Annotated in this window: 17 protein-coding genes and 1 tRNA gene; 11 read left to right on the top strand and 7 right to left on the bottom strand. The window is 62.7% G+C overall.

The window, feature by feature from the left end:
- Positions 1-252: 252 nt before the first annotated feature.
- Positions 253-1,473: a phosphate regulon sensor histidine kinase PhoR gene (phoR, locus tag EFD56_RS05585; protein ID WP_126904906.1), complete on the bottom strand. Its 1,221-nt coding sequence runs from the start codon at positions 1,471-1,473 to the stop codon at positions 253-255.
- A gap of 228 nt (positions 1,474-1,701) precedes the next feature.
- Here phoR and ppk2 point away from each other — a divergent pair, with 228 nt between their 5' ends.
- A complete protein-coding gene (gene ppk2 / locus EFD56_RS05580) occupies positions 1,702-2,583 on the top strand; it encodes a polyphosphate kinase 2 (RefSeq protein ID WP_010020420.1) in 882 nt (293 codons plus the stop codon).
- A 71-nt stretch (positions 2,584-2,654) separates the two neighbouring features.
- On the opposite strand, the gene EFD56_RS05575 is transcribed toward ppk2, so the two are convergent.
- A complete protein-coding gene (locus EFD56_RS05575) occupies positions 2,655-3,854 on the bottom strand; it encodes a hypothetical protein (RefSeq protein ID WP_012482553.1) in 1,200 nt (399 codons plus the stop codon).
- 287 nt (positions 3,855-4,141) lie between these two features.
- On the opposite strand from EFD56_RS05575, the gene EFD56_RS05570 reads away from it, so the two are divergent.
- Together EFD56_RS05570 and EFD56_RS05565 are read left to right on the top strand one after the other, a co-directional pair.
- Complete coding sequence (locus EFD56_RS05570; protein ID WP_126904905.1) at positions 4,142-5,101, top strand: NAD(P)H-dependent flavin oxidoreductase; 960 nt, start codon at positions 4,142-4,144, stop codon at positions 5,099-5,101.
- 121 nt (positions 5,102-5,222) lie between these two features.
- A tRNA-Thr gene (locus EFD56_RS05565) sits at positions 5,223-5,298 on the top strand.
- A gap of 487 nt (positions 5,299-5,785) precedes the next feature.
- On the opposite strand, the gene EFD56_RS05560 is transcribed toward EFD56_RS05565, so the two are convergent.
- A complete protein-coding gene (locus EFD56_RS05560; protein WP_126904904.1) occupies positions 5,786-5,971 on the bottom strand; it encodes a hypothetical protein in 186 nt (61 codons plus the stop codon).
- 541 nt (positions 5,972-6,512) lie between these two features.
- Here EFD56_RS05560 and EFD56_RS05555 point away from each other — a divergent pair.
- A complete protein-coding gene (locus tag EFD56_RS05555; protein ID WP_126904903.1) occupies positions 6,513-6,881 on the top strand; it encodes a hypothetical protein in 369 nt (122 codons plus the stop codon).
- Between the two features lie 226 nt (positions 6,882-7,107).
- A complete protein-coding gene (locus tag EFD56_RS05550; protein ID WP_126904902.1) occupies positions 7,108-8,598 on the top strand; it encodes an MDR family MFS transporter in 1,491 nt (496 codons plus the stop codon).
- 113 nt (positions 8,599-8,711) lie between these two features.
- Here EFD56_RS05550 and EFD56_RS05545 read toward each other — a convergent pair whose 3' ends face one another.
- The 4 genes from EFD56_RS05545 to EFD56_RS05530 all read right to left on the bottom strand — a co-directional run bounded on the left by EFD56_RS05545 (position 8,712) and on the right by EFD56_RS05530 (position 13,226).
- Positions 8,712-10,661: an ABC transporter ATP-binding protein/permease gene (locus tag EFD56_RS05545; protein WP_126904901.1), complete on the bottom strand. Its 1,950-nt coding sequence runs from the start codon at positions 10,659-10,661 to the stop codon at positions 8,712-8,714.
- Positions 10,662-10,749: 88 nt separating this feature from the next.
- Positions 10,750-11,877, bottom strand: a complete 1,128-nt coding sequence (locus EFD56_RS05540; RefSeq protein WP_126904900.1) for an MFS transporter — start codon at positions 11,875-11,877, stop codon at positions 10,750-10,752.
- Between the two features lie 179 nt (positions 11,878-12,056).
- Entirely contained in the window at positions 12,057-12,956 is a 900-nt protein-coding gene (locus EFD56_RS05535; protein ID WP_064842203.1) for a GntR family transcriptional regulator, read from the bottom strand.
- 75 nt (positions 12,957-13,031) lie between these two features.
- The gene (locus EFD56_RS05530) at positions 13,032-13,226 is read right to left on the bottom strand and encodes a hypothetical protein (RefSeq protein WP_126904899.1); all 195 of its coding nucleotides are present in this window, start codon (positions 13,224-13,226) and stop codon (positions 13,032-13,034) included.
- Between EFD56_RS05530 and EFD56_RS05525 the strand changes: the two genes are divergently transcribed.
- The 6 genes from EFD56_RS05525 to EFD56_RS05500 all read left to right on the top strand — a co-directional run bounded on the left by EFD56_RS05525 (position 13,219) and on the right by EFD56_RS05500 (position 20,110).
- Positions 13,219-14,721: a UxaA family hydrolase gene (locus EFD56_RS05525; RefSeq protein ID WP_037143136.1), complete on the top strand. Its 1,503-nt coding sequence runs from the start codon at positions 13,219-13,221 to the stop codon at positions 14,719-14,721. The genes EFD56_RS05530 and EFD56_RS05525 overlap by 8 nt on opposite strands.
- A gap of 38 nt (positions 14,722-14,759) precedes the next feature.
- Entirely contained in the window at positions 14,760-15,779 is a 1,020-nt protein-coding gene (locus EFD56_RS05520; protein WP_126904913.1) for an aldo/keto reductase, read from the top strand.
- A gap of 10 nt (positions 15,780-15,789) precedes the next feature.
- A complete protein-coding gene (locus EFD56_RS05515) occupies positions 15,790-16,239 on the top strand; it encodes an RbsD/FucU family protein (RefSeq protein WP_004676000.1) in 450 nt (149 codons plus the stop codon).
- 206 nt (positions 16,240-16,445) lie between these two features.
- Positions 16,446-17,435, top strand: coding sequence for an ABC transporter substrate-binding protein (locus EFD56_RS05510; RefSeq protein ID WP_004676002.1), 990 nt, complete (start codon positions 16,446-16,448; stop codon positions 17,433-17,435).
- A 119-nt stretch (positions 17,436-17,554) separates the two neighbouring features.
- A complete protein-coding gene (locus EFD56_RS05505) occupies positions 17,555-19,108 on the top strand; it encodes a sugar ABC transporter ATP-binding protein (protein WP_126904898.1) in 1,554 nt (517 codons plus the stop codon).
- 27 nt (positions 19,109-19,135) lie between these two features.
- A complete protein-coding gene (locus EFD56_RS05500; protein WP_126904897.1) occupies positions 19,136-20,110 on the top strand; it encodes an ABC transporter permease in 975 nt (324 codons plus the stop codon).
- Positions 20,111-20,174 lie beyond the last annotated feature (64 nt).

Here is a 20,174-nt window from a genome sequence, read left to right as displayed (position 1 = left end):
GCATCCGAACACGTTCTTCCATGCGACAAGTCTCCACAAATGGCATCGGAAGCCCTCCCTCCGACGCACTATGACTTGTCAACCATCAACCCGGTTCATTCTGTCAGGGATCTGCCCGGGCTGTACCTGGGTGTTGCCCCTCACCCTAACCCTCTCCCCGCAAACGGGGAGAGGGGACTTTAACTCGGCCCCTCGTCTGGCACGTCCCCTCTCCCCGTCCGAACCGGGAGAGGGGCAGACCTCTCCGTCCGGTCAGAACCGCACCGTGAAATCCGTGCCCTTGCCGACTTCGGATTTGACGATCAGGCGGGCGCGGTGGCGGGTGAGGATGTGTTTGACGATGGCGAGGCCGAGGCCGGTGCCTTTTTTCGAGCGGCTGTCCTCGATGCTGACGCGGTAGAAGCGTTCGGTCAGACGCGGGACGTGCTCGGCCGGGATGCCCGGCCCCTTGTCGATGATGCTGACCTCCACCGGCCCGCCGGCGCCGTTCTTCAGCCGGACGTCGACGACCTTGCCTTCCTGGCCGTATTTGCAGGCATTTTCCATCAGGTTCTCGAAGACCTGGACGAGCTCGTCGCGGTCTCCCAGCACCTCGACCTTGCCGTCGGGCAGATGCAGGTTGATCTCGACGCCGACGTCTCTGGCCAGCGGCACCAGCGAGTCGCGGACATGGCCGAGCAGCGGCACCAGATCGACCTTCTCATCCGGCGCGATATGCGATTTCAGCTCCAGGCGCGAGAGCGACAGGAGGTCGTCGACCAGCCGGCTCATGCGTGTCGTCTGGTCGAACATGATGCCCAGGAACTGCGCCTGCGCCTTCTGATCGTTCTTCGCCGGCCCCTGGATGGTCTCGATGAAGCCGCGCAGCGAGGCAAGCGGCGTACGCAGCTCGTGGCTGGCATTGGCGACGAAATCCGAGCGCATGCGGTCGATGCGCCGGACCTCCGATATGTCGCGGAAGGAGAGGATGAAGAACCGCTCACGCTGGCCGTCGGCCTGGAATTCGACAGGCGCGCTGCGGACGATATAGACGCGCTCGGACGGCAGCCGTTCGGCATGCTCGATCTGGTTCGGCGCATTGGTGGCGATGGTTTCGCGCACCATGTCGAGCACGCCGGGCGAGCGCAGCCGGGCCGAGATATGGGCGCCGAGCGCCACTTCGCCGAAGGCCTTTTCGGCGGCGCGGTTCTGGAAGAGCACCGAGGCGTCGTCCGACAGCACCATGACGGGAATATCGAGGCCGGCAAGCGTGGCGGAAACATCAGGCAGGCGGCTCGGCGGCGCTTCCGGCGCTGTCTCCTCCCGTTCGGCGGGCTCCGCTTTCAGCACCGGCGCCTCGTTGAACAGCGCCGTCAAGCTCATGACGAGCAGGAGCACGAGCACGACCCACTTGTTCATGCCGGCGGCAAGAGCAATCAAGGCGCTGAGGATGGCCGCAAGCAGCACCGGCCGTTCACGCCGGATGCGCGCCAACAGGCTTTTTCTCCATGGGATTTCGTCTTGCAAGTGCCCTCGCGGCGTCGATTCGATTTTCTTTATTGAACTCTGCCTGATAGCGGCGATTCATGACAGAAGTTTTCGGCTGGCGCCGGCCACAGCAAAAGCTTGAGAAAAAATCGCCGGCGTCAAGCGAAAGATTTGATTTTCAACGTTAAATATGTTCGCCTGCGTAGGGATAAACCATCAGCGATGGAGGAGCATATGGGCGAGGATGTCGAAAGCAGGGCCGTTGAGCTCGATATCCGCGGCAAGAAGCGCATCTTCGATGTCGACGACCCGGTTCTGCCGGACTGGGTGGAGGAACAGGCGCTGGAATCCGGCGCGTTTCCCTACAAGAAGAAGCTCAACGAGGAGGACTATCTCGCGCAGCTGGAAAAGCTGCAGGTGGAACTCGTCAAGGTGCAGTTCTGGCTGCAGGCATCAGGCAAACGGGTGATGGCGCTGTTCGAGGGACGGGACGCGGCCGGCAAGGGCGGCGCGATCTCGGCCTCCTCGGCACATATGAACCCACGCCTTGCCCGCGTCGTCGCGCTCGCCAAGCCGACCGAACGCGAACAGGGGCAATGGTATTTCCAGCGCTATGTCGCACAGTTCCCGACATCGGGCGAATTCGTGCTGTTCGACCGCTCCTGGTACAACCGCGCCGGCGTCGAGCCGGTCATGGGCTTCTGCACGCCGCAGCAATATGAAGGCTTCCTCAAACAGGCGCCGCAGCTCGAAAAGATCATCGCCCATGAGGGCATCTTCCTGTTCAAATTCTACCTCGATATCGGCCGGGAGATGCAGCTCAAGCGGTTCCACGACCGCAGGCACGATCCGCTGAAGGTCTGGAAGCTGTCATCGATGGACATCGCGGCGCTGACCAAATGGGGCGATTACAGCGAAAAACGCGACCGGATGCTGAAGGAAACGCATACGGATTTCGCGCCATGGACCGTCATCCGCGCCAATGACAAGCGGCGGGCGCGTCTGCAGCTCATCCGTCACATGCTGAACAGGATGGACTATGACGGCAAGGACAAAACGGCGCTCGGCGAGGTCGACGAAGAGATCATCGGCTCCGGCCCCGGCTTCCTGAAATAGATCCTCTGCCGCAGCTGCCTGATGCCTTACAGCGCCGCCCCTTCTCAGGTGTAGCGCTGTAAAAAGCGCCGTCACTGCCCCGGCAGGATGCGGATGGCGAAGAGGTTGATGCCGCGCGCCTTGCCGTCGAGATCGCTGTTGATCGTCAACGTGCCCGGCGAATTCGGGGCGAGCGAGCGGTCGAACTTTACCTGCAGCAATGCATCCGATTTTTCGCGGGTGACGTTGAAGCGATGGCGGGCGCAGTTGCCGAGCGACTGGAAATCGCATTCCACCGTCACTTGCGTCGGCTCGTCGGTGGTCGATTGCAGCGTCAGCGCGATGGTCGAGGATTTGCCGGCAAGCTGCTGCAGCACCGAAGAGGGAACGCTGACGGAGATATTGCCGTCAGCCGCGCCGCTTTCGGAAATCAGGCGCACGGCAGGACCGTCATTCTCGGTGATATTTTCGGTGCGGGCCCGCGGGCCGCTTTTGATTTTGTCGGCCTCGTCAGGCTTGAACACCGGGATCCAGTCGGCCGAAAAGCTGTTCTGCGGATCGATGGTCACCGGCTGATCGGTGTGGGTGGCGGCATCACCGGCGCTGTCGTCATTGCCGGTGAAATCCTCCGGCTGGGTGCTCGCCGGCGGATTGGCGACGCTGGTGTCGCGCTCGGCCGCCGTCAACAGCAGGCCCGACGTATAGGCCCACCAGGCGCCGATGCCGATGAAGGCGAAGAGCACGCACCAGACGAGAAGCCGCGAAAAGAACTTGCGCGGCTTGCGGCGGCCCGCCGCCCGTTCCGGGCGGAAATCCATGCTGGTCGCACGTTCGCCGCGCGTCAGCCGTTCTTCGCCGGCGGGGGCGGCCGAGAGATGATCGGCATCGCCGGCATGAACGTTGCCGAGGCTCGACTCGTCGCTGCGGTGCATGACCACCTCGGGAGAGCGGGCTTCGCCGGCGGCCACCGGACTGTCGATCAGGCTGTCGATATCGGTGACGTCGCCGCGATGAACCGGGGGCGCCGGCATTTCGACAACCGGCGGCACCGGCACCTCGGGCGGCCGCTGGCGGGGGTGGAGCCGATCGCGCTCCTCGCCTTCGATGGCATGAATGGTGCTTTCCAGGCGGTGGCGGTGATGGGCGACGGCGTCGGCATCGGTAATATCCTGCTTGCGCAAGCCGGCTTCCAGCGCCTGGCGGGCCGACTGGTAGATCCTCGCTCGGACTTCCGGATTGTCGCGATCGGCATTTTCGAGCGCTGTTCTGATGGCCGTTTCTAATCCGCTCACTTCACGTCCTTCACCTTGAACCCGGCGTCGGACCGCAATCCCCGCCGTTCTCCATCAAAATTCGGTAGCGGCAAGTGCGGCAAACCGCAAGCCTTGCAGGCCCGCCCGCCGTTGATCTCCGGCGATATTCGCCAGCTTTGACGGGCGTGCGGGCCTTACCCTATCCGTTATGCGCGGCTTATATATCGGCCTGAAATCGACGAAGGCGTGGCAGCCGCCCTTTTATCGGCTTTTCTTCTCTGTTATGAGATTGACGTTTTCGTAAACGTCAATGCGAGCGGTGAACCATGGCCCTGCCCCCGATCCTCAAGGACAAACTCCGACTGCCGGTGATCGGCTCGCCGCTCTTCATCATCTCGCATCCGGCATTGACGCTGGCGCAATGCAAGGCAGGCGTCGTCGGCGCCTTTCCGGCGCTGAACGCCCGGCCGGAAAGCCAGCTCGACGAATGGCTGGCCGAGATCACCGAGGAGCTTGCCCGCCACGACGCCGACCATCCGCAGCGGCCGGCAGCACCCTTTGCCGTCAACCAGATCGTCCACATGTCGAACAAGCGACTGGAGCATGACCTCTCGCTCTGCGTCAAATACAAGGTGCCTATCGTCATCTCCTCGCTCGGCGCAGTGCCCGAGGTCAACGCCGCCGTGCATTCCTATGGCGGCATCGTGCTGCACGACATTATCAACAACCGCCACGCCCATTCGGCGATCCGCAAGGGTGCCGACGGGCTGATCGCGGTGGCATCGGGCGCCGGCGGCCATGCCGGCACGCTGTCGCCCTTCGCGCTGATCCAGGAAATCCGCGAATGGTTCGACGGGCCGCTGCTGCTGGCCGGCGCCATTTCCACCGGCGGCGCCATTCTCGCCGCGCAGGCGATGGGCGCCGACATGGCCTATATCGGCTCGCCCTTCATCGCCACGCAAGAGGCGCGCGCCGCCGACGCCTACAAGCAGGCGATCGTCGAAGGGGCCGCGGCCGACATCGTCTATTCCAACTATTTCACCGGCGTGCACGGCAACTATCTCAAGCCCTCGATCGTCGCCGCCGGCATGGACCCCGACAACCTGCCTGTCGCCGACCCTTCGAAGATGGATTTCGAACAGGCGACCGGCGGCGCCAAGGCCTGGAAGGACATATGGGGCAGCGGCCAGGGCATCGGCGCCGTCAAGGCCGTCGAGCCGGTGGCCAAACTCGTCGACCGGCTGGAGGCGGAATATAAAGCCGCCCGCGCCCGGCTTTCGCTCTGAAGGCGGCCTTCCACAACCTGCCTTCTTTTTTGCCAAAGGCATGACAGGGTGCTTGAAATCTTCGGACAATGCCTGTATCAGCGCCATGCAAATCGCAGGCCGCACGCTTCGGCCGCCAAATGCCGCTTTAGCTCAGTCGGTAGAGCACATCATTCGTAATGATGGGGTCACGTGTTCGAGTCACGTAAGCGGCACCACTTCCCTCTGAAACCACTGTGTTTTTGGCCTTGCTTTCGTTAGCCGGCGAACACGGTGGCGCGTAACCGGCGCGTTGGCGACGACTTAACGCACAAGAGCGTCTAACGAGGCACAAGCGCTCTTAAGATAGTTCGGGTCGCCGCGTGGACCGGCATCCTGTTTCTTCATCATCAGAATGTGTGGAACGCGGGTTAGCTCGCCACGCTTGAATGCTCGATTGATAGCAGCCTTGCCAACAGCCAGCACAGCTGCCGAATAACGAATATTGCTTGGTACACCCTTTCGGTGTGCCAAGCTATTTTTGTTCCGGCCTAGCTATACAAGCACGGAAACGACCAAGATCGACAACGGCCACGCCATGTGAACAGTCGGTCGAGGCTCACAGAAAGCCCACCGTGTCCAGCAACGGGGATGGTGATGGAGCGCTAGGACTACTTGGCCGTTTGCTCTGCTACCGCGACATCACAATCCCCGCTACGGCGGGGTTTATTTTGCGATCGAGGCTGTGGCCTGTGGCGAAACACGATCCATCAGCTGAGTTCCGCCGAAGTAGGTGACGCCACCCACGAATACCAACACGAACGCTAGCACGGACAGAATAGCGAACCGACCCTTGGCCGTCGCAGTCCTGTTCTTGAAATCAAGGATGAGGGAGTTTTCATTTTCCTGCATCGGCGCATTTCTCCTTAATAAAAGAAAGAGCCGCCTGCTACTGCTACGCATTAAACAGAATCGTTTGATTCCTGCAATAGGCCCGGTACCGAGACAATACCGGCTGTTAAGGCTTCAGCAACCCGCCTATTTACGCCATCTTCTCTCAAGACGCTGAAATGTTTCATGGATTCCTAGTTTTCCACAGACTTGTGTATCACAAGATTTATTCGCGGTAAAAGTATCGATTGACAGCCCTTTTCACAGACTCAAATACCATCCGCCCCCTGCCGCAAGTGCCCAGAAAACAAAGAGAATCCAGCGCCAGCCGAGGGCCAAAATCACCGAATCAGCACCAGCGTCGCGATCGGCGCAGCCTTCAGCGATTTTTTCTCGTCTACTCGGATGGGAATGCTGGGCTGTATCACAACTTAAGCGGGTGCAGTCCATGGAGGGCAGGGCATCAGGGCGGCCGTTGCGTCTTTCGATTGCGAACTATCCGCAAGGAACCTGCCGCTCCCGAACTGGTTCTCCCCTTGAGATAACAAGGATGGAGCAAACCATGTCCTGCAAACTCATCGCTGTCTCGCTTCTTTCCATCGGTCTTGCCGGCTCGGCGGTGGCGCAGACGGCCGGGGGCGCGAATTCCAGTGGGCGGCTTTCGGTGGCGCCTGTCATCGGCGGCTCGGGAAGCTCGGGCACGGGTTCGGCCGGCACCGGATCCGTCGGTTCAGGCTCGGCCGGTACCGGCGCTGTCGGCACCGATCCCGGTACGACCGGCAGCACCACCGGCAGCACGACTGGCACGGGCGGCGTCGATCTCAACCGCGACCGCAGCACGATCAATCCAGGCGGCGTCAATCCGGATCTTCAGCAGGTGCCGGGCTGCACCGCCGGTACCGGCTCACTCACCGAGGCATGCCAGCAGTGAAGACGGGCGAGCGTCCGCCTCCGATAGAATGAAGGCCCGGCCGCGCTCGTGCCGGGCCTTCATTTCGGCTGACGTCGCGCAAAAGCAATGGCTGCCGCGAGAATTGCTTTACCGACCGGCTTTCAGGTCGTAGAAGTGCTGCATCCCTCCGCACATGGCGCATCGCCCCACACCTCAGCCAGCCTGCCGTTATCCGGCGTCCGCGGAGCACCCGAAGAGGATCGTCATGTCGAATGCTGCGCATCGCTCGAACCGCGTGCTTGTCGTCGCGACCATCATGGTCGCGACCTTCATGGTTGCCATCGAGGCGACGATCGTGGCGACCGCGATGCCGCGGATCGTCGGCCAGCTCGGCGGCTTTTCCTATTACAGCTGGGTGTTTTCCGCTTTCCTGCTGGCGCAGTCGACGACGACGGTGATCTACGGCAAGCTTTCGGATATTTTCGGGCGCAAGCCGGTGCTGATCGGCGGCATTATCATCTTCCTCGCCGGCTCGGCGCTCTGCGGCTTTGCCTGGTCGATGATGTCGCTGGTGCTGTTCCGGCTGCTGCAGGGGCTGGGTGCGGGCGCCATCCAGCCGGTGACGATGACGATCATCGGCGATCTCTTCAAGCTGGAGGAACGCGGCCGGGTGCAGGGCGCGATGGCGACCGTCTGGGCGACCTCGGCCGTCGTCGGGCCGCTTGCCGGCGGCATCATCGTCGACAATATCTCCTGGGCCTGGATCTTCTGGATCAACCTGCCGATCGGCATCGTCTCGATCATCGCCTTCATGATCTTCCTCAAGGAAGACGTCGCGCACAAGCAGGCAAGGATCGATTATCTCGGATCGGTGCTGTTTTCGATCTCGATCGTCGCCCTGCTCGTGATGCTGACGGAGACCGATGCCGGTGGCTTTATCCTGCTCGCCCTCTTCGCCGTCTTCGTGGTCGCGGGCATTCTCTTCCTCGCCCAGGAGAAACGGGCGCCGGAGCCGATCATATCGATCGCGCTCTGGAGCCGCCGGCTGATCGCCACCAGCAATGCGGCGACGCTGCTTGCCGGCATGGCGCTGATCGGGCTTTCCACCATCCTGCCGATCTATGTGCAGGGTGTGCTCGGCCGCTCGCCTGTTGTCGCCGGCTTCACGCTGACCATGCTGATCGTCGGCTGGCCTTTGGCCGTCATGCTCTCCGGCCGCTTCTACAAGGCTTTCGGCATCCGCCGGACGCTGCGCGTCGGCAGCCTGATGTTTCCGTTCGGCGCCTGTTTCCTGCTGTTCCTGACGCCGGAAAGCTCGCCGGTTCTCGCCGGCACCGGCTCCTTCTTCATGGGCTTCGGCATGGGCCTGATCAGCCTGACCAGCATCGTGCTGGTGCAGGATAGCGTCGAATGGTCGATGCGCGGCAGCGCCACCGCCTCGATCATCTTTGCCCGCAGCCTCGGCAATACGCTCGGCGCCACCGTGCTCGGCGCCATCCTCAATGCCGGCATCGGCCATTATGCGAGCGGCGAGACGGCGGCGGCGCTGCATAAGGCGCTGAACCAGCCGACCGGGCTCTCGGCGCTCGCCGCCGATCCTGATATCCGCAGCATCTTCGACGCGGCCCTGCACTGGAGCTTCTGGGGCGTGGTCGTCGTCGCGGTGCTGACCTTCTTCACCACCTGGCTGATCCCGGTCGGCCATGTCAGGAAGCGCGAAGAGCCGGCGGCGGCAAGCGAAGCGACCTCGCATTGACCGCCGCGTTTTCCTCCTCGCAGCCTCAAGCGCGTAGCGATTCGCTCTTCGCGCTTTAGCTCTTTGCGCATGTCGTTGCCGCAAAACCGCTGCACACTTTTGCGCGACATGCTCTAGCGGCGGTTGTCCAAAACGCGCATGATCAGGTTGCGCCTTGCCTTGCGCGGGCCAAGATCGATATCGCTGACCAGCTTGGCGCCGCCTTTGTGCCGCTCCAGGGTGATCTTGCGGCTATGGAAGGCTTCGAGCTCGGCGCGGTGCGCGACGCTGATGATGGTCACCGTCGGCATTTCTTCGATCAATGTTTCCATCATCCTGTCCTGGCTCTTCTCGTCGAGCGCCGAGGTCGCCTCGTCGAGCACGATGATATCGGGATGGTGCAGCAGCAGCCTGGCAAAGGCGAGCCGCTGCTTTTCGCCGCCCGAGAGGATCTGGTCCCATGGCGCGTCTTCCTCGATCTTCTCGTTCAGATAATCCAGTCCCACCTTGGCGAGCGCGGCCTTGACCTCCGCCGCCGTCCAGCTGTCGGCGGCGCGGGGATAGGCGACGGCCCGGCGAAGCGTGCCGGACGGAATATAGGGGCGCTGCGGCAGCATGAAGAGGCGGCGGTCGGCGTGGAAATCGACGCTGCCGTGACCCCAGGGCCAGAGACCGGCAATGGCGCGCACCAGCGTGCTCTTGCCCGAGCCGGATTCCCCGGCGACGAGCACCCGCTCGCCGGGCGCGATCTCGACCTGGGTTTCCTTGACCACGGCGGTGCCGTCGTCGAGCGACACGGAGAGATCGTCGAGGTTCAGGATTGCATTGCCCTGGGTTTCGCCGTGCTTGATGCGTCTCAGCGCATCGCTCTGTTCGGCGCGCTCCAACCCGTCGAGCGACGTCATCAGCGAGGCGATGCGCCGCGCACAGGCGTTCCAGTCGGCAAGGCGGGGGTAGTTGTCGACCAGCCATCCGAACGCGGTCTGAACGATGGCGAAGGCGGAGGCCGCCTGCATGACCTCGCCGAGCGTCATGCCGCCGGCGAGAAACTTCGGAGCGCACAGCAGGAGCGGCACGACGGGCGCAATCAGCATCGACCCGTGCGAGACGAAGGTCGTGCGCATGTGCTGGCGCGCAAGCAGCGCCCATTGCTTGAGCACGTTGGAAAACGTCTTGTCGAGGTCGTTTCGTTCCTCTTCCTCGCCGCCGAGCAAGGCGATGCTCTCGCCATTTTCGCGCACACGGGTGAGCGTGTAGCGGAGCTCGGCCTCCACCTGGTTCTTGACCTCCGAGACCTGGACGAAGTGGCGGCCGATGATCGCGATCACGGTTGAGGTGATCACGGCATAGAGAACCGCCGTGACGACGAGAAAGCCGGGAATGGTGATGGTCATGCCTGCGACCGGCAGCTCGAGCGCTCCGCCGATCGTCCACAGCACCACGATGAAGGTCGAGGCCGACAGGAATGCGGAAATGACGCCGGCGATGAAATCGACCGGCGCTTCGGTGGCAATGCGCAAATCCTCCGAGATGCGCGCCTCGGGATTCTTGTGATCGCCGCCGATCAGGTTCAGCTGATAATACCGGCCGTTGGCGAGCCAGCGTGCGATCACCGCCGCCGTCAGCCAGGAGCGCCAGCGGCGCTGGATCATCATGCGGACATAGACTTGGGCGGTCACAAGCGCGACGCTTCCAAGCACCAGCGGCACGAAAACGGCGCTGAGGTAATAGACCGTACCGGCATCGTGCCGCTCTATGGCGTCGAAGATGCCGCGGTTCCAGCGATTGATTCCATATTGAAACCCGACATTCATGCAGATCATCGCCAGCAGACCGATCGAGCACGGCCAGGCAAGCCGGTCGCCACTGCTGCCCCAGTAGCGGCGGGCGCTGATCCAGAAACGCCGCAGCAAATATCGCTTGCGCGCCTGCTCGGCCTCCTCAGGCGTGAGATCCGGATTGGGTTCGATGGCATCTGGCGGCGGGGCGGCCTCGACAGTCGATGCCTTCTCGGGGCGCGACTTCTCGGCACCGTGCTCCTCGGTGCCGTCGACCGATTTCGGTTTGAGTGTAGCGTCGGTCATAAGCCTCACAACGGCTTACAAATCAAAAGGTTTCATGCGGCCGGTACCGGGCGCGGCAATTGGAGGTCTCAAGGAGACGCGAGGGCCGTTACGACGCCTTGTCTGCGCCGATGACATAACTGTCATTCGCCGCGTTCTGGATCATCGCGATGGCGACCGGCGGAAGGATGAAACTCCAGATGCCGAGCCAGGCAATCGAAACGGCGTTTCCCTCGCCTCTGTCGCGGGCCCTCTCGTTGAGGAGATCGCCAAGGGTCATGAGAAGAACCGGCAAGCCGAGCGGCACGAGGATCGCGATCACCATGGCGGCAAGCGGCGTGAGCAGGTGCTGCGACGGCGCCGCGCCCGCCAGCTCGCCATGGATGCGGTAGACCCAATAGGCCAGATAGATAAAGGCGGCGAGCGCAATGGCGAAGACCAGAAGCGCCAAGAGCAGCGCGATCGGAGAATCGCCGACGCCGACATCGTTTGCCTGGAACAGACGAAAGCCGATTGCCGCCAGCAGGATGAGAATCGGCGGGGTGATCAGGATGACGGCAACGAGAAGAGGTGAGCGCTGCCGCGGCGCAAGCGGCTTGTGCCGCGGGCGCGGCGCGTCGTCGAAGGCGAGATTGCCGGCCGGCACCAGCAAAATGACAGCAAGGAGCAGGCAGCCCAGAAAAGCGGAAACGACCGGCACGGCGCCGAGATCGAGCTCGTACAGCCACGACGCGCCGACCGGCGCAAAGGCCGAGATCAATATCGTCGTCGACATCAGTGTCAGAGCGCAGCCGAAGTCGATTTTGCCTGGACGCCCGCCGACCAGAAATATCGCACTCGCGAGCGGGAAGACCGCCCGAACTGCGCCGAGCACAAGGCCGAAGAAAAGCAGAAAGCTGGGCGAGCCCCACAGGTCAGGCGCCGGCAGAACAGCGACGGCGACGATGGCACAGACGAGAATGGGGGAGATCAGTGCCGAGCGGCCATGGCGGCCGGCGACGATAAAGGCGAGGAAGGCGCCGACGACCCAGCCGAGGGTGGAGCCGAAATAGAAGATCCCGATCGTCTGGGCGCTGCTGCCGGTCATTTGCGCGATCACGGGAAAGACCGTGCTCAGGCCCTGGCCGCCGACGGCGATGAGAAGCGAGGAAAGGAAGACGGCCCAATAGCGATAGGTGCCGAGGAAATCGGCGAACGTCCATTCGCCATTGCTGGATGGGGCAGAGGTGTTTTGCATCGGTGAAACTTGCTCTCCGTTGACCATCGCTCATCCTTGTCGCGGCGGTGGAGGCCGACTGTGCGCCTGGTTATTTCAATAACGCTGACGCTGCAGTTTGATCAACCCAGAGTTTTGCCGACGGAGCATGATGACGTGCGTGTGCCCCTCGGCACGACATTTTCGCCCTTCGCTTACGCTCACGCGCTCTCCGTCGCGATCTGCGGCAGCGATTGCAGCAGGGTCTGGCGGGCGGAGCGCAGGTGGATCCGGCAGGCTTTTTCGATGGCCGCCTGGTCGCCGGATTCGAGTGCGGCGATATAGTCCAGATGCTCGTGGATGGCGCGCTCGTTGCGCTCGCGGGCGGCGGTCTTGTTCCATTGATAGTGATAGTGGAAGACGATGGCGATCGCGTCGTAGAAATCGGCGATGAAGCGGTTCTTCGAGGCGCGGTGGATCAGGAGGTGGAAACGTTCATCAAGGACGGAGAAATCCTTGAAGCGCTGGTTGATGTCGGCGAGCATGGCGTGGTGGTCGTCGCGGATGGCGGCAAGATCGGTCCAGGCCTGGTGGTCGCGCGGAAGCCGGCCGAACTCGGCGGCCGAATGCAGCTCGAACATCTCGCGGACATCGGCGAGTTCGAGCGCGAATTCGCGGGTAAAGCCTTTCAGCGTCCAGTGGCTGTTCGGCCGCTTCTCGATGAGGCCGAAGCGGGAGAAGCGGATCAGGAATTCGCGCACGCTTGTCGTGCCGGTGCCGATCTCGCGGGCAAGCTCCAATTCGTTGATCTGCATGCCGGGCGCCGCATCATCGGCAAGGATGCGCTGCATGAAGCTGCGCTCGATGATGTCGTGCAGGGAGTCGGTTTCTTCGGAGGGAAAGAGATCGCGGTCGGTCGGCTGGCGCAGCACGATCTTCTGGCGCTTGTTCCAGCGGATGATGCCTTCCTCGCTCAGACGCGTCAGGATGGCGCGCGCGGTGGAGCGGCTGACGCCGAGCTGGGCGGCGATTTCCGGCTCCGAGGGCAGCGCGGTATCCGTGCGCAGGGCCGCGGCATACCTGTTATAGGCTTCCTTGAAGACCGTGTTCTGCCTTGCCATCAGACCCCCGCTTTTCGCCCGCGCGCCACGACGCCCCACCGCCAAAAGGCGGAAGAGAGTCAGGCCGGAGCGTGTTCAAACGACCATTAGCGTATTTCCGCGCGCCTGCGGCGCATCGCCTCCCTCGTCCACAGGATCAATATTCCCGTTGACTTGAAAATGTTTATTGTAGATAAAAAACAAAATCAATGCGCATTTGCCGTGCGGCAGGCGCTCCCGAAAACAGCTCACACTTTCGGCATCGCGCTCTAGGGAGAAGAGATTGGACAAGCAGCCTTGGATCATCCTGTCGGCCGGCGACAATGTCGCGGTCGCAACGGCGGCCATTGCGCCGGGTTCGACGGTTGCCGGTATCGAGGCCCGCCAGAAGATCGATCCCGGCCACAAGGTAGCGATTGCGGATATTCCGCTCGGGTCACCCGTGGTCAAATACGGGCAGGCGATCGGCCGCACCACGGCGGAGGTCAAAGCCGGCGACCATGTGCACAGCCACAATCTGCATTTCGAAAACGACCGGCTGGCGGCGACCGCCAATTCGGCGCCGGAGACGGCAACGCCCGAAGACAAGGCGCGCACCTTCATGGGCTATCGCCGCGCCGACGGCCGGGCAGCGACGCGCAATTATATCGGCATCATCGCCAGCGTGAACTGTTCCACCACGGTCTGCCGGGCAATCGCCGACGAGGCGAACCGCACGATCCTGCCGCATTATGACGGCATCGACGGTTTCGTGCCGATCGTGCACGACCAGGGCTGCGGCATGAGCTCGACCGGCGACGGCATGAATGTGCTGCACCGGACGCTGGCCGGCTATACACGGCATGTGAATTTCGGCGGCGTGCTGATGATCGGCCTCGGCTGCGAGGTCAACCAGCTGACGCTGTACGGCCAGAGCGGTGCCGGCGCCTCGAAGCGGCATTTCAACATCCAGGATGCCGGTGGCTCGCGCCGCGCGGTCGAGCGCGCCATGGGGATGCTGCGCGAAATCGCCGCCGATGTCGGCCGGGAAAAGCGCGTGCCGATCCTGATCGGCGAGATCATCATCGGCCTGCAATGCGGCGGCTCGGACGGCTTTTCCGGCATCACCGCCAATCCGGCGCTGGGTGTGGCCGCCGATCTGCTGGCTGCGGCCGGCGGCACGGCGATCCTGTCGGAAACCTCGGAAATCTATGGCGCCGAACATCTGCTGCGCAGCCGCGCCGTCAGCGACGACGTGGCGAAAAAACTCGACGAGAAAATCGCCTGGTGGGAAGAGTATGTGGCGCTGCACGGCGCCTCACTCGACAACAATCCCTCGCCCGGCAACAAGCGCGGCGGCCTGACCACCATCCTGGAAAAATCGCTCGGCGCCGTCGCCAAGGGCGGGCGTTCGCCGCTGACGGCGGTCTATGGTTATGCCGAGCGGGTGACGGCCCCCGGCCTCGTCTTCATGGATACGCCCGGCTACGACCCGGTCTCGGCAACCGGCCAGGTGGCCGGCGGCGCGAACATGATCGCCTTTACCACCGGCCGCGGCAGTTGCTTCGGCTGCCGGCCGGCGCCGTCGCTGAAGCTTTCCAGCAATTCGGCGCTCTATGCGGCGATGGAAGAGGACATGGACATCGATTGCGGCACGATTGCCACCGGCGATGCAACGATCAGCGGCAAGGGCCGTGAGATCTTCGAGCTGATCATCGATACGGCCTCCGGCAAAAGGACGAAGAGCGAGCTCTTCGGCTACGGCGACAATGAATTCGTGCCCTGGCATCTCGGCGCAACGCTCTGATCTGAAATGAAAATCCCAAGGCTTGACGAGGACGCATGATGAAGACGAGACGGATCGGCAAGACCAAGCTCGAGGTCACCGAAATCAGCTTCGGCGCGGCCGCTCTCGGCGGTCTCTACCGCGCCTGCCCGCGCGAGCAGGCGATGGAAACCTTGCAGGCCGCCTGGGACAGCGGCATCCGCTATTTCGACGTCGCCCCCTGGTACGGCCTCGGCCTTGCCGAACGGCGGGTCGGCGATTTCCTGCGCGATCAGCCGGATGGTTCCTACGTGCTCTCCACCAAGGTCGGCCGGCTGCTGCGGCCGGTACCGACCGGAACGGTGCCCGACTACAGCTATGTCGACCCGCTCTCCTTCGATGCCGATTACGACTATTCCTATGACGGCATCATGCGCTCGGTGGAGTTCAGCTATGCCCGCCTCGGGCTCAACCGCATCGATATTCTCTACGTGCACGATATCGGCGGCTATACGCATGGCGCGGCGAAGAATGCGGTCTACCAGAAGCAGCTTCTCGATTCCGGTGTGAAGGCGCTCGAAGAGCTGAAATCCTCGGGCGCGATTTCTGCCTTCGGCCTCGGCGTCAACGAGGTTCCGGTCTGCCTCGAGGTCATGCGCCATGCCGATCTCGACTGCATCCTGCTGGCCGGCCGCTATACGCTGCTCGACCGCTCGGCGGTCGCCGAATTGCTGCCGCTCTGCCGGCAGAAAGGGACCTCGCTCGTCGTCGGCGGCGTCTTCAACTCCGGTATTCTCGCCACCGGTCCGGTGCCCGGTTCGCATTTCGACTATATGCCGGCCACCGAAGAGGTGCTCGCCAAAGTCGGCGCCATGGAGGCGATCGCCAAGCGCCACGGCGTGCCGCTCGCGGCTCCCGCCATGCAGTTTCCGCTGCGCGAGCCGATCGTCGCCTCAGTGCTGATCGGCACGGCGAAGGCTTCGAGCGTGACGCGCAACATGGAAATCGTCGAGCCGCCGCTTTCCGACAACATCTACGGCGAATTCGAGCCCTATACGCTGGTCGCGCCGCCGCTCGGCGCCGAAGCGGTCCGGGTCTGAGGGAAAGAATATGCTTAGAGGAATTCATCCGCTGCTCGGCCCCGACCTGCTCCATGCGCTGAAGACCATGGGGCATGGCGACGACATCGTCATATCGGACGCCAATTTTCCCTCGGGCTCGATGGGCCCGCCGGTCATCCGCGCCGACGGCGTCAGCGCCACAGCGATGGCCGAAGCGATCCTGACCCATATGCCGCTCGACACCTTCGTGCCGGAAACGGCATGGCGGATGGAGGTGGTCGGCGATCCCCAGGCGGTGCCCGAGGTCTGCGCCGAATTCCAGGAGATCGTCTCAAGGCGCGCCGGCGATTTTGCCATCGTGCCGGTGGAGCGCTTCGCCTTCTACGCGATGGCCCGCAAGGCCGCCTATATTGTCGCGACGACGGAATTCCGACTGTACGGCAACCTGATTTTGAAAAAGGGTGTCGTTCATCCCCATGAGGTTGAATTCGGCCGATAGCTATTTTAGGCTATCGTTGTATGGAAATAAAATCAGTAGCTTGGAAGGAGTTTTCCGAAGCGAAAAAGCGAGATCGACACCCTTGCAATTTGATTGCGCCTCGGCTAGCTTCTGCCTGCAAATGTTTTTTATCGATAAAAATCGTCCGCCTGCGTTCAGCGGTCCGGTTTATTTGGAGGAGAACGCATCCTGAGAGGAGAACCTTTATGAGCATCGTGAAATCCCTTCTGTCCCGCCGCGCCTTCACCGCGCTTGCGGGGGCCGCTGTCATCGCCACGGCGATGCCGGTCACATCTTTCGCCGCCGAGGTGACGATCCCGATCATCGTCAAGGACACGACGTCCTTCTACTGGCAGATCGTTCTGGCCGGCGCCCGCAAGGCAGGCCAGGATCTCGGCGTCAAGGTGCCGGAACTCGGCGCCCAGGCAGAATCCGACATCAACGGTCAGATCTCGATCCTGGAGAACGCCGTTGCCGGCAAGCCGGCCGCCATCGTCATCTCGCCGACGGAATTCAAGGCGCTCGGCAAGCCGATCGATGAAGCCGCCAAGTCGGTTCCGATCATCGGCATCGACTCGGGCGCCGACTCCAAGGCGTTCAAGTCGTTCCTGACGACCGACAACGTCCAGGGCGGCCGCATCGCCGCCGACGGTCTTGCCGCTGCCATCAAGGAGATGACCGGCAAGGAAGAAGGCGACATCGTCATCCTGACCAATCTTCCCGGCGTCGGCTCGCTGGAGCAGCGCCGCGAAGGCTTCCTGGATCAGATCAAGACCAAGCATCCCGGCCTGAAGGTCATCGCCGACAAGTATGGCGACGGCCAGGCGACGACCGGCCTCAACATGATGACGGACCTGATCACCGCCAACCCGAAGCTCGTCGGCGTCTTCGCCTCGAACCTCATCCTGGCGCAGGGCGTTGGCCAGGCGATCGCCGAAAACAAGCTCGGCGACAAGATCAAGGTCATCGGCTTCGACAGCGACGACAAGACGGTCGGCTTCCTCAAGGATGGCGCCATTGCCGGCCTCGTCGTTCAGGACCCCTATCGCATGGGCTATGACGGCATCAAGACCGCGCTTGCCGTCTCCAAGGGCGAGAAGGTTCCTGAGAATGTCGATACCGGCGCCAACCTCGTCACCAAGGCGAACATGGCCGATCCGAAGATCGACGCGCTCCTGAACCCGAAGATCAAGTAAGCAGACAAGACGGCCGCGCCGGCTCAAAAACCGGCGCGGCCTTTTCTATCCATGTTATCAGGGGCCATGGTATGGTTCAGCAGGGATGGAGCGAGAGACGACAAGAGGAGGAGAGGTCCATGACCGGACTGGAAGAGGTCAGTCATCGCCATGATGACAGCGCCACGCTGAAAGAAGCCAATCGCATTCCCGCCGGATCGCCTATCCTCGAACTGAAAGGCCTGCAGAAGAACTACGGTCATGTGCAGGCGCTGAAGCCGGCGACGCTGACCTTCCTGGCCGGAGAGATCCACGCCATCGTCGGCGAAAACGGCGCCGGCAAATCCACCCTCATCAAATTGCTCACCGGCGTCATCACTCGCACGGCCGGCGAGGTCCTGTGGTGCGGCCATCCGGTGGGGCTGTCGTCGCCGAACGAGGCGATCGCCCGCGGCATCAATGCCGTCCACCAGGAAGTCGTGCTCTGCCGGCACCTGACGGTCGCCGCCAATCTCTTCCTCGGCGACGAGGTCAACCGTTACGGCCTGATGCGCAAGAAGCAGATGGAGAAGATGGCGCAGGCCGTTCTCGACGATCTCGGCTTCGGCCTCCCGGCCGGCGCGCTCTTAAGCTCGCTGACGATCGGCCAGCAGCAGCTGGTGGCAACGGCACGCGCGGCGATGCGCGGCACCCAGTTCCTGATCTTCGACGAACCCACCGCCTATCTGACGCGCCAGGAATCGGCGCAGCTGTTCAAGCTGATCCGCCGCCTGCAGGGCGAAGGCGTCACCATCGTCTATATCAGCCACCGCATGGAGGAAGTCTTCGAACTGGCCGACCGTGTCTCGGTGCTGCGCGACGGCACCCATGTCGGCACGCGGCTGATCGGCGAGACCAACGATGCCGAGCTGATCGCGTTGATGATCAACCGCTCGATCGAGCAGATCTACCACAAGGAAGAGATTGCGATCGGCCAGACGATCGTCGAGGCCAAGGGTCTTTCGGGTCCGGGCTTCGAGGACGTGTCGCTCAGCGTCAAATCAGGGCAGATCGTCGGTCTCTACGGATTGATCGGCGCCGGTCGCAGCGAATTTGCGCTCGGCCTCTACGGACGCCAGCCGATCAGCGCCGGCGAGATCGAATGGATGGGCAAACCTGTCGATATCCGCAACGAACGCACCGCGATGGAACTCGGCATTGCGCTGGCGCCGGAAAGCCGACGCGACCAGGGGCTTTGCCTCAACCTGCCGATCGGCCTCAACATCAACCTGCCGGTCTTCGGGCGGTTGAGCCACGGTCCCGTCATCAACCACGCGCGGGAATCGGCCAATGCCGACAGACAGATCCGCGATCTCAGCATCAAGACGCCGAGCCGGCGGGTCCCGGCCTCCAGCATGTCGGGCGGCAACCAGCAGAAGATCGTCATCGGCAAGTGGCTGAGCCATGGTGCCCGGCTGTTCATCTTCGACGAGCCGACCGTCGGCGTCGACGTCGGCACCAAGGCGGAAATCTACCGGCTGTTCGCCAAACTTCTGAAGGAGGGGGCGGGCATCATCCTGATCTCCTCCTACCTGCCCGAGGTCTACGAGCTGGCCGACCGGCTGCACGTGTTCCGCGGCGGCAGGCTCGTCGCCAGCCATGATTTCCATGCGGCGACGCATGAACAAGTGCTCAGCGAAGCGATCGGCGTCTGAGCCAGAAGAATAAGAGGGAGAAATTTCATGACTGCCACCCCCACCGAAATCGTCGCGCCGCCGCCACGCCGGAAGATGAACATCCTGTTCGGCCTGACCCTGATCGGACTGCTGATCTTCCTCTGGATCGTGCTCGGCTTCGTTACCGAGAGCTTCTGGACGCCGCTCAACATCTCCAACCTGCTGCGTCAAGGCGCGATGACGGCGATCCTGGCGCTCGGTCAGACCTTCGTCATCATCACCGCCGGCATCGATCTTTCGGTCGGCGCCATCGTCGGCTTCTGCACCGTCATCATCGCCTGGCTTTTGCAGGCGGGCGTGCCGCTTTGGGGGGCGATCGTGCTGACACTCGCCATCGGCGTGGCGATCGGCGCCTTCCACGGCTTCGGCATCGTGCATATGGGCCTGCCGCCGTTCATCATCACGCTGGCGACCCTGACATCGCTGCGCGGAATCGGCCTGCTGATCACCAACGGCTCGACGATCAGCATCACCGACGAGAGTTTCAGCAATTTCGCCCGCGCCGATTTCCTCGGCATTCCGAGCCTGTTCTGGATGGTCATCCTGGTGGCGGTGCCGTCCTTCGTCTTCCTGCATTTGAGCCGCTGGGGCCGCTATCTCTTCGCCGTCGGCTCGAACGCCGAAGCGGCGCGCCTCTCCGGCGTCAACGTCAAGGGCATGATCTATCTTGCCTATATCCTGTCGGCCGGCTTCGCCGCCTTCGTCGGCGTGCTGCTCGCCTCGCGTATCGCCATCGGCAACGCGACGCAGGCTGACGGCTGGGAACTGCAGGCGATCGCCTCCTCGGTCATCGGCGGCACCAGCCTGTTCGGCGCCGTCGGCTCGGTGCACGGTCCGCTGATCGGCGCCTTCATCCTCGCCACCATCAACAACGGCGCCAACCTTCTGAACGTCAACTCCTTCTGGCAGCGCATCATCACCGGTCTCCTGATCATCGTGATCGTCTTCTTCGACCAGCTGCGCCGCCGCAAGAGCAGTTGAGAAACACAGAGAAAGCCAGTCCAGAAGGCCGGCTTCTTCAATTTCCAGGAATGCGAGACCTGTC

This window comes from Rhizobium phaseoli (assembly GCF_003985125.1).
Taxonomy (GTDB): Bacteria; Pseudomonadota; Alphaproteobacteria; order Rhizobiales; family Rhizobiaceae; genus Rhizobium; species Rhizobium phaseoli.
Note: the sequence above shows the minus strand (reverse complement) of the source record. Positions and strands in the feature narration are given on the sequence as shown.